This window comes from Pseudomonas sp. AM4(2022) (assembly GCF_036346515.1).
In the GTDB taxonomy this organism is placed as follows: Bacteria; Pseudomonadota; Gammaproteobacteria; order Pseudomonadales; family Pseudomonadaceae; genus Aquipseudomonas; species Aquipseudomonas paracarnis.
The window spans coordinates 381,507-394,176 of sequence record NZ_JAOTNW010000002.1; the positions used below are offsets into that span (position 1 = coordinate 381,507).

Sequence of the window (12,670 nt, forward strand, 5' to 3'; positions counted from 1 at the left end):
CGAGTGATTAGCCAGCGAGTTGACCAACGAAGGGGTTCGCGAAGGTGAAGAACAGTGCGATACCAACGCCGATCATGGTCACGGCGTCGAGCAGGCCGGCGACGATGAACATTTTAACTTGCAGCATTGGGACCATTTCTGGCTGACGCGCTGCGCCTTCCAGGAATTTGCCGCCCAGCAGGCCGAAACCAATGGCAGTACCCAGGGCGCCCAGGCCGATCAACAGTGCAACAGCGATAGCGGTTAGACCAACTACAGTTTCCATCTTTCCTCCCGACTTTTACGTCGTATGGTTTAGGTTTTTTAGATTTTAAAGCGGTAAAACAAATCGTTTCATAGCCCTGTTGGGCCACCTTCCCGTTTGACCGGGAAGGACATCAGACTAGTCGAGACTGGTCTTAATGGTTCTCTTCGTGCGCCATCGACAGGTAGACGATGGTCAGCATCATGAAGATGAAGGCCTGCAGGGTAATGATCAGGATGTGGAACACAGCCCACGCCCACTGCAGAACTACGCCCAGGCCGCTAAGCCAGAGCAGGCCGCTGCCAAACATCACAGCGATCAGAATGAACACCAGCTCGCCGGCATACATGTTGCCGAACAGTCGCAGAGCCAGGGAAATCGGCTTGGCGATCAGGGTGACGAATTCCAGCAGGAAGTTCACCGGGATCAGCAGGGCTTGAACGAAGATGTTCTTGCTGCCGAACGGGTGCAGGGTCAGTTCGCCGATGAAGCCGCCGATGCCCTTGACCTTGATGCTGTAGAAAATGATCAGCGCGAATACCGACAGAGCCATGCCCAGTGTGGCGTTCGGGTCAGTGGTGGATACGGCGCGGAATGGAATGTGCGGGTCGCCGGAGATCGCCATGGCCAACTGAGGAATCCAGTCCACCGGAATCAGGTCGACGGCGTTCATCAGGAACACCCAGACGAAGATGGTCAGTGCCAGCGGTGCAATCACCGGGCTACGGCCATGGAAGCTGTCTTTCACGCTGCCATCGACGAATTCGACCAATACTTCAACGAAGTTCTGCAAAGCACCTGGCTGACCGGAAGTCGCCTTCTTTGCCGCCATGCGGAAAATCAGGACGAAGATCAGACCCAATGCGACCGACCAACCCAGAGTATCCAGGTGGAAAGCCCAGAAACCCATTTCTTTGGCTTCTGCTGCGGTGTGGGCAAAGCCCCAGCCGCCATTAGGAAGCTGACCGAAGGTCAGGTTCTGCAAGTGGTGCTGGATATAGCCCGAAGCGGTTGTTTCTGCCATGGTTGCCTCAAACGCCCTAAGGTTTCGAAAGTCTTGTTTTCATTAGCAGGGGAGCGAACCAGCTGACCAGTTGGGTCAACACGAAGACGCCGAATACAGCCAGCGGCGCCAATGGCTTCACACCTGCAAAGGTCAGTGCAAACAGCACTGCCGTCAAAATCAGTTTCCCCGCCTCACCGGCATAAAAAGACCGGACGATAGCCTGGGCTGCTCGGGCGCCGGAAAACCGAAAGGCCCTGTGAGCAAAATACATATTGGGCAGCAAGGCTATCAGGCCTCCGCAGAGTCCTGAATACCCGGCTACGACTCCATGCCAATACCAAAGCGCCAATGCGGCGATCAGCAAAATGACAAATTGAGCCAGTAAAACCGGAAAAACAGCCAAGCGATGGAACGGCAACGTGTTTGGCGTGCGGGTTTCCATCACTCTTGCTCCTCAATGGTCGGCTGCCGGAAATCAATAACTTGGCATAATTTGTGCCGACAAAATGCGCGCAGAGTATAGGGGCGGTTCAGCCCCTATTCAACTGTCGGGTAGTGATTTCCGATCACGCGCTACATAAGCAAATGTTTCAGCGGATGTGGGCAAGGACGCCTTGAAGCTCGTCAAGGGAGTTATATCCGATGACCAATTGCCCTTTGCCCTTCTTGCCGTGACGAATTTGCACCGCAGAGCCCAGGCGCTCGGCCAGGCGCTGCTCAAGTCGCGCGATATCCGGATCAGGTTTGGCGGTTTCGACCGGTGCAGGTTTGCCGCTCAGCCACTGGCGCACCAGCGCCTCGGTCTGACGTACGGTCAGGCCTCGTGCGACAACGTGTCGCGCCCCTTCAACCTGTTGATTTTCCGGCAAACCGAGCAACGCACGGGCATGGCCCATTTCCAGGTCGCCGTGGGACAACATGGTCTTGATCACTTCCGGCAGCGCGATCAAACGCAACAAGTTGGACACGGTGACGCGGGACTTGCCCACTGCCTCGGCCACTTGTTGCTGGGTGAGCTGGAATTCCTGCTGCAAACGCTGCAACGCAATCGCTTCTTCGATCGGGTTGAGGTCTTCACGCTGGATATTCTCGATCAACGCCATGGCGATCGCGGTTTCATCCGGCACATCGCGCACCATCGCCGGGATAGTCTCCTTGCCGGCCTGCTGGCTGGCACGCCAGCGGCGCTCCCCGGCGATGATCTCAAAGCGGCCGCCGCCAATGGGGCGCACCACGATGGGCTGCATCACGCCCTGGGCCTTGATCGAGTTGGACAGTTCTTCCAAGGCCTGGGGGTCCATGTCCCGACGTGGCTGGTATTTGCCGCGCTGGATCAGGTCCAGCGGCAAGTGCTGCAGCTCGCGCTCCTCGGCCTGCACCGCTTGTTCTTCAAGCGATGTGACGGTCGGACCACTCAACAGTGCATCCAGTCCACGTCCGAGACCTCGTTTCTTGACGGCCATGGGGATTCCTTAAGTTGGCTGGGCTGCAGCGGTGCGTGAATTGCGGCGTTGGCGGCGAACCATCTCGCCAGCCAACGCCAGGTAGGCAATGGCGCCGCGCGAGGATTTGTCGTACGCCAGCGCGGGCATGCCATAGCTTGGCGCTTCGGCCAGGCGGATGTTGCGTGGAATCACGGTGTCGTACAGCTGGTCACCGAAGTGTTCCTTGAGCTGCGCCGACACATCGTTCATCAGGCTCAGGCGCGGGTCATACATCGTACGCAGCAGGCCTTCGACTTTCAGGTTCGGGTTGAGCAACTCGGCGATCCGCTTGATGTTATCCACAAGGTCGCTCAAGCCTTCGAGAGCGAAGTACTCGCACTGCATAGGGATAATGACCCCATCGGCGGCCACCAGGGCGTTAAGCGTAAGCATCGACAGCGACGGTGGGCAGTCGATCAAAATGTAATCGTAGTTGTCGCGAATGGGCGCCAGGGCGCTGCGCAGACGGCTTTCTTTCATCTGCATTTCCAGCAGCACCACTTCCGCCGCGGTCAGATCGCGGTTAGCCGGCAGCAGTTGGTAACCGCCGTGCTCGGAATAGTGCATGGCCTGGGCCAGGTCGCATTCGCCAATCAGCAAATCGTAGACCGAGTTTTCCAGGCCGTGTTTATCCACACCGCTACCCATGGTGGCGTTGCCCTGTGGATCGAGATCGATCAGCAGCACCCGACGCTTTGTCGCGACCAGGGATGCTGCGAGGTTGATACAGGTGGTGGTTTTACCCACACCACCTTTCTGGTTCGCTATCGCGAATACCTTAGCCATTCTTGCTTGTGTTCCCAATCATGCCGTGCGGCGCAGTATCAGCAGATGGCGTTGGCCTTGGCAACCAGGTACGGCCAAGGCGTGTTCGCTATCGAGGTGGAAGTCTGCCGGCAATGCTAACAGCTCGTCGCTTGGATGAACGCCCTTCATTGCCAACCAGCGGGTATCACGGTCGCCCAGGTGGCGCGTCCAGTTGCTGAAGTTCTCCATGCTGCTGAACGCCCGGGACACAATCCCGTTGAAAGGCAGTTCAGGCGTGAATGCTTCGACACGACTGTGGATAACTTGCAGGTTATCCAGCTTGAGTTCGAGTTTGACCTGGGTCAGGAAGCGGGTTTTCTTGCCGTTGCTGTCCAGGCAGGTCACGTGGGACTCGGGAAACAGGATCGCCAACGGAATGCCAGGCATGCCGCCGCCGCTGCCCACATCGAGCCAACGGCCATTTTCGATAAACGGCATCACGCTGAGGCTGTCGAGCAAATGTCGCGACACCATCTCGTCTGGGTCACGTACTGCGGTCAGGTTGTAAGCCTTGTTCCACTTGATCAACAGGGCCAGGTAGCCCAGCAGTAGCTCATGCTGGGCTTCGGTCAGGGCCACGCCCAACTGGCGCGCTCCTGTGGATAACTCTTCGGCGTGTTGCGAGGTGACCAACGAACTCAAGCGCTTTGCTCCAACTGACGGCCCGCGCCGCGTTTTTTCAAATGAATCATCAACAGCGAGATGGCTGCCGGGGTGACGCCTGGGATACGTGAAGCCTGCCCGAGGGTTTCCGGCCGAGTTATCCCCAGCTTGCTTTGAATTTCTTTCGACAACCCGGAAATCCCGGTGTAGTCGATATCCACAGGCAGCTTGGTGTCTTCACTGGCGCGCAGCCGGGCGATCTCGTCCTGCTGGCGATCAATGTAGCCTGCGTATTTGGTCTTGATTTCAACCTGTTCGGCAACCTGTGGGTCTTCTGCGCCGTGGCCAGTCACTTGGACCAGACCAGCGTAGTCGATTTCCGGACGGGAAAGCAGGTTGAGCAAGTTGTACTCATGGGTCAACGGCGTGCCGAATTTTTCCGCAATGGCGTCGCCCTGCTCCGTGCCCGGGCGAACCCAGGTACTCTTCAGACGCTGTTCTTCGAGCGCAATGCTTTCGCGTTTTTTGCAGAAGGCCGCCCAGCGGGCGTCATCGACCAGGCCCAGTTCGCGACCTTTTTCGGTCAAGCGCAGGTCGGCGTTGTCTTCGCGCAGGATCAGACGGTATTCCGCCCGAGATGTGAACATGCGGTACGGTTCCTGGGTACCCAGGGTAATCAGGTCGTCGACCAACACGCCGATGTAGGCTTCATCACGACGCGGGCACCAGCTGTCTTTGCCCTGTGCACGCAATGCTGCGTTGGTCCCGGCCAGCAAACCTTGGGCGCCGGCTTCTTCATAACCGGTGGTGCCGTTGATTTGGCCGGCGAAGAACAGGCCGCCAATCACTTTGGTTTCCAGGCTGTATTTCAGGTCGCGCGGGTCGAAGTAGTCGTACTCGATGGCGTAGCCCGGACGCACGATGTGCGCGTTTTCCATACCGCGAATCGACTGCACGATCTGGATTTGCACGTCGAACGGCAGCGAAGTGGAAATTCCGTTCGGATACAGCTCGTGGGTGGTCAACCCTTCCGGCTCGATAAAGACCTGGTGGCTTTCCTTGTCGGCAAAGCGGTGGATCTTGTCTTCGATCGACGGGCAATAACGCGGGCCAATGCCTTCGATCACCCCGGAATACATCGGCGAACGATCAAGGTTCGCAGCAATGATTTCGTGGGTACGGGCGTTGGTGTGGGTGATCCAGCAACTGACCTGTTTCGGATGCTGTTCCTTGGAGCCCATGAACGACATGACCGGAATCGGCGTATCGCCGGCTTGTTCGGTCATCACCGAAAAATCCACAGAACGCCCGTCAATACGTGGCGGGGTCCCGGTTTTCAGGCGACCGACCCGCAGCGGCAATTCCCGCAGGCGTTTTGCCAGAGCAATCGACGGCGGATCGCCAGCGCGACCACCGGAATAGTTCTGCATACCGATGTGGATAAGCCCACCCAGGAAGGTGCCGGTGGTCAGTACTACGGATTCTGCGAAGAAACGCAGGCCCATTTGAGTGACAACACCGCGTACCTGGTCCTGTTCGACGATCAGGTCATCGGCTGCCTGCTGAAATATCCACAGGTTCGGCTGGTTTTCCAGGGTTTCCCGTACCGCTGCCTTGTACAGGATACGGTCGGCCTGGGCACGCGTTGCACGCACGGCCGGGCCTTTGCGGCTGTTGAGCACACGAAACTGAATACCACCTTTGTCGGTGGCCATGGCCATCACGCCGCCAAGGGCATCGATTTCCTTGACCAGATGGCTTTTGCCAATCCCGCCAATCGCGGGGTTGCAACTCATGGCTCCGAGGGTTTCCACGTTGTGCGTCAGCAACAGGGTTTTTACGCCCATGCGTGCTGACGCCAGTGCTGCCTCGGTACCGGCATGACCGCCGCCGATGACGATCACTTCAAAACGGGAAGGGAAATCCACCACGCACCTCGTGCCTGCTTATGTAGGTAATCAGGAATTGTTTGTTGAAAGGGTTTTAGAGCTTTGCGGGCAAGTATAGGGACTTAGGTCTTCCTAAAGAACCCTTTGCACAAAATTTAACCAGCTGTGGATGAATCACAGACAATAGAAATTAAAAGAGAGAAATTTATTAAATCTTTGTTTTTATGTTTATTTATACTGAGCAACATTTCTGTGGATAGATCTCTACAGCCCTTTATTTTCAAAGTGTACAGAGATTCAAAACGTTGTGGTCATCTGCCAATGAGGCCCTTGGATAAGTGCTTTAAGCCTGTGGATTAAACAGATGGTTATCCACAGACGGGTTTTTACTCAGGTTTCAGGCCCTGTTATCAACTGGGCACAGGCGCGGTTATTCACAGGGCTTAATCCACAAAAAAGTACCAGGCGAGGCGAATAGCGCGCACGGAAAAACACCGATTGCTCGGCGGGTCAGTAAAAAAATGGATTGGGTTACCCTGAATCGGGCTGAACAGACAGGCGCGAATGGCCTGTCTGTGGACAACGAAGGTCTATTTACCGATGCAGAAGCTGGAGAAGATCCTGCCCAGCAAATCGTCCGAGCTGAACGCGCCGGTAATTTCTCCCAGCAGTTGCTGTGCTTGACGTAAATCTTCAGCCAGCAGCTCCCCTGCCCCCGCCAAGGTCAGCTGGGCCCGCCCGTGCTCCAAGGCCGCGCTGGCATGACGCAGCGCTTCCAGGTGCCTGCGCCGTGCACTGAAGCTGCTTTCCGACGTCTGTTCGTAGCCCATGCAGGCTTTAAGGTGCTCGCGCAGCAACTCCAGACCCTCACCGGCCGATTTCGCGCTCAAGCTGATAGTGACGTGGCCATCTTCACTGGTTTCCAGGGCGATGGCTTCACCCGTAAGGTCGGCCTTGTTACGGATCAAGGTGACTTTGGCCGGGTCTGGCCGTTGTTCAAGGAATTCGGGCCACAAGGCAAAAGGATCCACAGCTTCCGGTGCAGTGGCATCCACCACCAGCAACACACGATCGGCTTCGCTGATCGCCTTGAGCGCACGTTCCACGCCGATCTTTTCCACCTGGTCGTCGGTGTCGCGCAAACCAGCGGTGTCCACCACGTGCAGCGGCATACCGTCGATGTGGATATGTTCACGCAAGATATCCCGGGTAGTGCCGGCGATCTCGGTGACGATGGCCGCCTCGCGCCCTGCCAGAGCATTGAGCAGGCTGGACTTGCCGGCATTGGGCCGGCCGGCAATCACCACCGTCATACCATCGCGCAGCAAGGCGCCCTGCCCGGCTTCACGCAGCACTGTGGATAACTCATCACGGACTTTATCCAACATCGCCAATACATGGCCATCCGCCAGGAAGTCGATTTCTTCTTCCGGAAAATCAATCGCGGCTTCGACGTAGATGCGCAGACTGATCAACTGCTCGGTCAAGTTATGCACACGCAGGGAAAAAGCCCCCTGCAATGAACGCAATGCGTTACGTGCAGCCTGTGCAGAACTGGCTTCGATCAAATCGGCGATGGCTTCGGCCTGGGCCAGGTCGAGCTTATCGTTCAAGAATGCGCGTTCGCTGAATTCCCCGGGTCTGGCCAGGCGGCAACCCAATTGCAAGCAGCGCTGCAGCAGCATATCCAACACCACAGGCCCACCGTGCCCTTGTAATTCAAGGACATCTTCACCGGTGAACGAGTTTGGCCCTGGAAAATAGATAGCCAGACCCTCATCCAATACGCTGTGGTCGGCATCCAGGAACTGGCCGTAATGGGCATAACGGGGTTTCAGCTCCCGGCCGCTGATAGCCTTGGCTGCCACGCCCGCCAATGGCCCGGAAATTCGAACGATACCGACGCCGCCCCGACCTTGAGCGGTGGCGACAGCAGCGATGGTTTCACGAGGAGCGCTCATCAGCAGGTTCCAGAACAAAAGTGACGGAAAGCAAAACGCCCCACTAGGGGGCGTCTTGAGTGGTTATCCACAGAGTAAATTACGCCTCGGCTTTCTTGGTAGCCGCTTCGATTTTACGTGTGATGTACCACTGTTGAGAGATCGACAACACGTTGTTGACCACCCAGTACAGCACCAAGCCAGCAGGGAACCACAGGAAGAAGAAGGTGAAGATGATTGGCATCATTTTCATTACCTTGGCCTGCATCGGATCCGGCGGGGTTGGGTTCAGACGCTGCTGGATAAACATGGTCGCGCCCATGATGATCGGCAGGATAAAGAACGGGTCTTTGATAGACAGGTCAGTTATCCACAGCATGAACGGCGCCTGGCGCATTTCCACGCTTTCCAGGAGTACCCAGTAAAGCGAGAGGAACACCGGCATCTGTACCAGAATCGGCAAGCATCCACCCAGCGGGTTGATCTTCTCTTTCTTGTACAGCTCCATCATGGCCTGTGACATTTTCTGCCGGTCATCACCATGTTGTTCTTTCAGCGCGGCCAGTTTCGGAGCCACGGCACGCATACGCGCCATCGACTTATAGCTGGCTGCCGACAGAGGGAAGAAAAGCCCTTTGATCAGCATGGTCAGGAAGATGATCGACCAGCCCCAGTTACCGACGATGCTGTGGATATGTTGCAACAGCCAGAAGATCGGCTGGGCAATGAACCACAGGAAGCCGTAATCCACAGTCAGTTCCAGACCGGGGGACAACTCTTTCAACACAGCCTGGCTTTTAGGACCGGCGTACAGGGTAGCGCTGGTTTCAGCCTTGGCACCTGGAGCGACGGTCAACGCCGGGCCAGTGAAGCCAATGATGTAGTTGCCCTGGCTGTCCTTGCGGGTTTGAACCAGGTTCGCGTCACCCTTGTTCGGAATCCAGGCTGTCACGAAATAGTGCTGCAGCCACGCTACCCAGCCACCTTGGACGGTTTCTTTCAGCGTGCCCTTGTCGATATCTTTCATCGACACTTTTTTGTACGGCTCGTTACTTGTCCACAGGGCGGCGCCCAGGTAAGTCGCGGTGCCAGTGGCAGTGCTGGAAGACGGATCGGAGCTGGCGTCACGCTTGAGCTGGGCAAACAGGTTGCCGCTCCAGGCTTTGTCGCTGGTGTTGTCGATCAGGTAAGTGACCTTCAAATCGTACAAACCGCGGGTAAAGCTGAAACGCTTGATGTAGTTGACGCCGTCGAGGCTGAATTTCAGGTCGACGTTCAACTGGTTCTGGCCGTCTGCCAGTTGATAAGTCTTCTGCTCGGTCGAATAAACCGGACGACCGGTAGCACGCGCATCCGGACCGTTGGTACCGGTCAGGCCGCTTTGCGCCAGATAAGTACGTTCACCACCGTTATCGAACAGTTGGAACGGCACATCCGGATGGTCTTGGCGACGTGGATAAAGCGGCAGCTTCAGCTGTGCGATATCACCGCCTTGTGGATCGATAGCCAGGTCGAGCACATCCGTTTTCACGTGGATGAGGTCTTTGTTGGTGACCACTGGCGTTTCTAACGGGGCACTTGTCTCGCCATTCGCGCTGGGAACATCGGCACTCGCGGACGCATTGTTACCCAGCGGGGTGTCCGGAATAGCCGGCGCAGCCTGATTGGTAGCAACATTCTGAGTCGGCAGGGCAGCCTGACCGTAGTCCTGGTTCCATTTAAGGACCATGACATAGGACACGATTGCCAGGGCGACGATCAGGATTGTGCGTTTAATATCCATGATTACTCGGCCATCGAAGAAGAACGGGAGGTAGGGATAGGTGGAACCGGGTCATAACCACCGGGATTCCACGGATGACAGCGACCTAAACGACGAAAGGTCAGCCAGCCACCGCGCAGAAGACCATGATTTTCTATGGCCTCTAACGCGTAGCAGGAACAACTGGGGTAGAAACGACAGTGACTGGCCATCAGAGGACTAATGGCATAGCGATAAAACTGGATCGGAACGATTGCCAGTTTACGCATCAAGGCTGTCTACCCCTACAGTTTCGGTGCTGACTGCTGGTGCTGGCTTGTGGGTACGCGCCAAACGTTTCCAGAGCTTGCCGAAATGCTGAATCAATTCGGGGTTTTCTACATCACCCAAGCCTTTGCGCGCGACGATAACAATATCCCAACCAACCAGAGTGTCCTGGTGGAGGCGAAACGATTCGCGCATCAGACGCTTGAGGCGATTGCGCTCAACGGAGAGCTTTACGCTCTTCTTGCCGATCACCAGCCCGAGACGGGGGTGATCAAGATCGTTGTTACGCGCAAGGAGCAGGAGATTTTTCCCCGGAACCTTGCCGGTGGGGGAGTCAAAGACTGCCTTGAAATGCCGGGGGGTTAGCAGACGCTTTTCCCGACTGAAGTCCTGACTCACCACCAGTACCGGATTATCAAACTGCCAGACGCGCACGACCTTTGGCGCGGCGACGCGACAGGACAGCACGGCCGTTCTTGGTAGCCATGCGAGCACGGAAGCCGTGAGTACGGGCGCGTTTGATGGTGCTTGGTTGGAAAGTACGTTTCATGGCGTTGTTACCTGGTTTGTCCACAACGGGCCGGAATGGCCCCCGTTTTAAGAGACCGGCGATTCTAGAGAAAGCAAGCCTCTAGGTCAATTTCCAACCAGCTTTTCCTTTAATTAGATGTCGAGGGGGTCGTGACGCCCTTCTCCACGTTTGGCTTCCATCCGCCATGCCATAGATATAAAAATAAAGAAGGAAGTTATTTAAAGCTTTTCTGTAAAGCTTATAAAAGCTAGGGGCGCAATCATCTGTGGATAACTACCTTTAGCCCTTGTTCTACGTGTTGTACAGAGAATGACAACACGGGGGAGAAGCGGTGGTCTGCCTGTGCTGCGCTATCGGATAAGCTGTGTGTGGAACAGCTAGTTATCCACAGGCTGGTTACCCACAGACTTTCGACCCCACTTGTACAACGAGCTTAGGTGGGTTTATCCACAGAGCTTATACACAGACCACTGGTCGCCTTTTTAGCGGTTAAGGCATTGATTTTGGGTGGCCTGTGAGCAACCTACATGTGGATAAGTGGACGGCTGGCCGCTACAATGGCGGCTGTTTTTGCCTCACCGGCTTTCAACTTAGGGGATATCCGTGTCAGTGGAACTTTGGCAGCAGTGCGTGGAGCTTTTGCGCGATGAGCTGCCTGCCCAGCAATTCAACACCTGGATCCGTCCGCTACAGGTCGAAGCCGAAGGCGACGAGTTGCGCGTCTATGCGCCCAATCGTTTTGTCCTCGACTGGGTCAACGAGAAGTACCTGGGCCGTGTTCTCGAATTGCTCGACGAACATGGCAACGGTCTGGCGCCTGCTCTCTCCTTATTAATAGGCAGCAAGCGCAGCTCAGCTCCCCGCGCCGCGCCGAATGCGCCATTGGCCGCCGCCGCGTCGCAAGCCCAGTCCGCAGTGGCGCCTGTCGCCACTGCACCTGCACCGACAGCTGCGCCGTCCAAGCCGTCGTCGCGCAAAAATGCGCCAGAGAATGAGGAGCCGTCCCGCGACAGCTTCGACCCGATGGCCGGTGCCAGCTCCCAGCAGGCGCCTGTGCGCTCCGAGCAGCGTACTGTGCAGGTAGAAGGCGCGCTAAAGCACACCAGTTACCTGAACCGCACGTTTACCTTCGAGAATTTTGTCGAAGGCAAGTCCAACCAGCTGGCCCGAGCGGCCGCCTGGCAGGTCGCCGATAACCCCAAGCATGGTTACAACCCGCTTTTCCTGTATGGCGGCGTGGGCTTGGGTAAGACGCACTTGATGCATGCCGTCGGTAACCACCTATTAAAGAAGAACCCGAATGCCAAGGTGGTTTACCTGCATTCGGAGCGCTTCGTGGCTGACATGGTCAAGGCCTTGCAGCTCAACGCCATCAACGAGTTCAAGCGTTTCTACCGCTCCGTTGATGCCTTGTTGATCGATGACATTCAGTTCTTCGCCCGTAAGGAACGTTCCCAGGAAGAGTTCTTCCACACCTTTAACGCCCTGCTCGAAGGTGGCCAGCAGGTCATCTTGACCAGTGACCGTTACCCGAAGGAAATCGAAGGCCTGGAAGAACGTCTGAAGTCGCGTTTCGGCTGGGGCCTGACCGTTGCAGTCGAGCCACCGGAGCTGGAAACCCGCGTTGCGATCCTGATGAAGAAGGCCGATCAGGCTAAAGTCGATCTGCCGCACGATGCTGCGTTCTTCATCGCCCAACGCATCCGTTCCAACGTGCGTGAGCTGGAAGGCGCGCTCAAGCGGGTCATCGCTCACTCGCACTTCATGGGCCGCGATATCACCATCGAGCTGATTCGCGAGTCCTTGAAAGACTTGTTGGCCTTGCAGGACAAGCTGGTGAGTGTGGATAACATCCAGCGCACCGTGGCCGAGTACTACAAGATCAAGATTTCCGACCTGCTCTCCAAGCGCCGTTCGCGCTCGGTCGCACGTCCACGCCAGGTTGCCATGGCCCTCTCCAAGGAGTTGACCAACCACAGCCTGCCGGAAATCGGTGATGTGTTTGGCGGACGCGACCACACCACGGTCTTGCACGCATGCCGCAAGATCAATGAACTTAAGGAATCCGACGCGGATATTCGCGAGGACTACAAGAACCTGCTGCGTACACTGACTACGTGATGACACCAGCGCAGC

13 protein-coding genes are annotated in these 12,670 nt (G+C 56.5%); 1 reads left to right on the top strand and 12 read right to left on the bottom strand.

The features are described from left to right. Positions 1-7: 7 nt before the first annotated feature. The 12 genes from atpE to rpmH all read right to left on the bottom strand — a co-directional run bounded on the left by atpE (position 8) and on the right by rpmH (position 10,552). Positions 8-265 (bottom strand): F0F1 ATP synthase subunit C, encoded by a 258-nt coding sequence (atpE, locus tag ODQ19_RS04065; protein ID WP_002555987.1) that lies wholly within the window; start codon positions 263-265, stop codon positions 8-10. Positions 266-398: 133 nt separating this feature from the next. Beyond that, a complete protein-coding gene (gene atpB / locus ODQ19_RS04070) occupies positions 399-1,268 on the bottom strand; it encodes a F0F1 ATP synthase subunit A (protein ID WP_003195886.1) in 870 nt (289 codons plus the stop codon). A 16-nt stretch (positions 1,269-1,284) separates the two neighbouring features. After that, the gene (locus tag ODQ19_RS04075; RefSeq protein WP_010565865.1) at positions 1,285-1,692 is read right to left on the bottom strand and encodes a F0F1 ATP synthase subunit I; all 408 of its coding nucleotides are present in this window, start codon (positions 1,690-1,692) and stop codon (positions 1,285-1,287) included. A 148-nt stretch (positions 1,693-1,840) separates the two neighbouring features. Beyond that, positions 1,841-2,713, bottom strand: coding sequence for a ParB/RepB/Spo0J family partition protein (locus ODQ19_RS04080; RefSeq protein ID WP_116665567.1), 873 nt, complete (start codon positions 2,711-2,713; stop codon positions 1,841-1,843). Positions 2,714-2,722: 9 nt separating this feature from the next. After that, complete coding sequence (locus ODQ19_RS04085; RefSeq protein ID WP_056790763.1) at positions 2,723-3,520, bottom strand: ParA family protein; 798 nt, start codon at positions 3,518-3,520, stop codon at positions 2,723-2,725. 18 nt (positions 3,521-3,538) lie between these two features. Beyond that, entirely contained in the window at positions 3,539-4,183 is a 645-nt protein-coding gene (rsmG, locus tag ODQ19_RS04090; protein WP_003195893.1) for a 16S rRNA (guanine(527)-N(7))-methyltransferase RsmG, read from the bottom strand. Next, positions 4,180-6,072, bottom strand: a complete 1,893-nt coding sequence (gene mnmG, locus ODQ19_RS04095; RefSeq protein ID WP_330209397.1) for a tRNA uridine-5-carboxymethylaminomethyl(34) synthesis enzyme MnmG — start codon at positions 6,070-6,072, stop codon at positions 4,180-4,182. The genes rsmG and mnmG overlap by 4 nt, the downstream gene beginning before the upstream one ends. Positions 6,073-6,623: 551 nt before the next feature. Next, the gene (gene mnmE, locus ODQ19_RS04100) at positions 6,624-7,994 is read right to left on the bottom strand and encodes a tRNA uridine-5-carboxymethylaminomethyl(34) synthesis GTPase MnmE (RefSeq protein ID WP_014720595.1); all 1,371 of its coding nucleotides are present in this window, start codon (positions 7,992-7,994) and stop codon (positions 6,624-6,626) included. Positions 7,995-8,073: 79 nt separating this feature from the next. Continuing rightward, positions 8,074-9,756 carry a membrane protein insertase YidC gene (gene yidC / locus ODQ19_RS04105; protein ID WP_330209398.1) on the bottom strand — a complete coding sequence of 561 codons (1,683 nt, stop codon included), beginning with the start codon at positions 9,754-9,756 and terminating at the stop codon, positions 8,074-8,076. A 2-nt stretch (positions 9,757-9,758) separates the two neighbouring features. After that, positions 9,759-10,004, bottom strand: a complete 246-nt coding sequence (gene yidD, locus ODQ19_RS04110; protein ID WP_019816912.1) for a membrane protein insertion efficiency factor YidD — start codon at positions 10,002-10,004, stop codon at positions 9,759-9,761. Beyond that, complete coding sequence (gene rnpA / locus ODQ19_RS04115; protein WP_020302575.1) at positions 9,997-10,404, bottom strand: ribonuclease P protein component; 408 nt, start codon at positions 10,402-10,404, stop codon at positions 9,997-9,999. The genes yidD and rnpA overlap by 8 nt, the downstream gene beginning before the upstream one ends. A gap of 13 nt (positions 10,405-10,417) precedes the next feature. After that, positions 10,418-10,552: a 50S ribosomal protein L34 gene (gene rpmH, locus ODQ19_RS04120; RefSeq protein WP_003213577.1), complete on the bottom strand. Its 135-nt coding sequence runs from the start codon at positions 10,550-10,552 to the stop codon at positions 10,418-10,420. A gap of 585 nt (positions 10,553-11,137) precedes the next feature. Between rpmH and dnaA the strand changes: the two genes are divergently transcribed. Then, positions 11,138-12,655 (top strand): chromosomal replication initiator protein DnaA, encoded by a 1,518-nt coding sequence (gene dnaA, locus ODQ19_RS04125; RefSeq protein ID WP_330209399.1) that lies wholly within the window; start codon positions 11,138-11,140, stop codon positions 12,653-12,655. Positions 12,656-12,670: the final 15 nt, after the last annotated feature.

What these genes read in the sequence shown, in the direction of transcription:
- atpE (WP_002555987.1), bottom strand. Translation starts at nt 265, where the DNA reads ATGGAAACTGTAGTTGGTCTAACCGCTATCGCTGTTGCACTGTTGATC.
- atpB (WP_003195886.1), bottom strand. Translation starts at nt 1,268, where the DNA reads ATGGCAGAAACAACCGCTTCGGGCTATATCCAGCACCACTTGCAGAAC.
- ODQ19_RS04075 (WP_010565865.1), bottom strand. Translation starts at nt 1,692, where the DNA reads ATGGAAACCCGCACGCCAAACACGTTGCCGTTCCATCGCTTGGCTGTT.
- ODQ19_RS04080 (WP_116665567.1), bottom strand. Translation starts at nt 2,713, where the DNA reads ATGGCCGTCAAGAAACGAGGTCTCGGACGTGGACTGGATGCACTGTTG.
- ODQ19_RS04085 (WP_056790763.1), bottom strand. Translation starts at nt 3,520, where the DNA reads ATGGCTAAGGTATTCGCGATAGCGAACCAGAAAGGTGGTGTGGGTAAA.
- mnmE (WP_014720595.1), bottom strand. Translation starts at nt 7,994, where the DNA reads ATGAGCGCTCCTCGTGAAACCATCGCTGCTGTCGCCACCGCTCAAGGT.
- yidC (WP_330209398.1), bottom strand. Translation starts at nt 9,756, where the DNA reads ATGGATATTAAACGCACAATCCTGATCGTCGCCCTGGCAATCGTGTCC.
- yidD (WP_019816912.1), bottom strand. Translation starts at nt 10,004, where the DNA reads ATGCGTAAACTGGCAATCGTTCCGATCCAGTTTTATCGCTATGCCATT.
- rpmH (WP_003213577.1), bottom strand. Translation starts at nt 10,552, where the DNA reads ATGAAACGTACTTTCCAACCAAGCACCATCAAACGCGCCCGTACTCAC.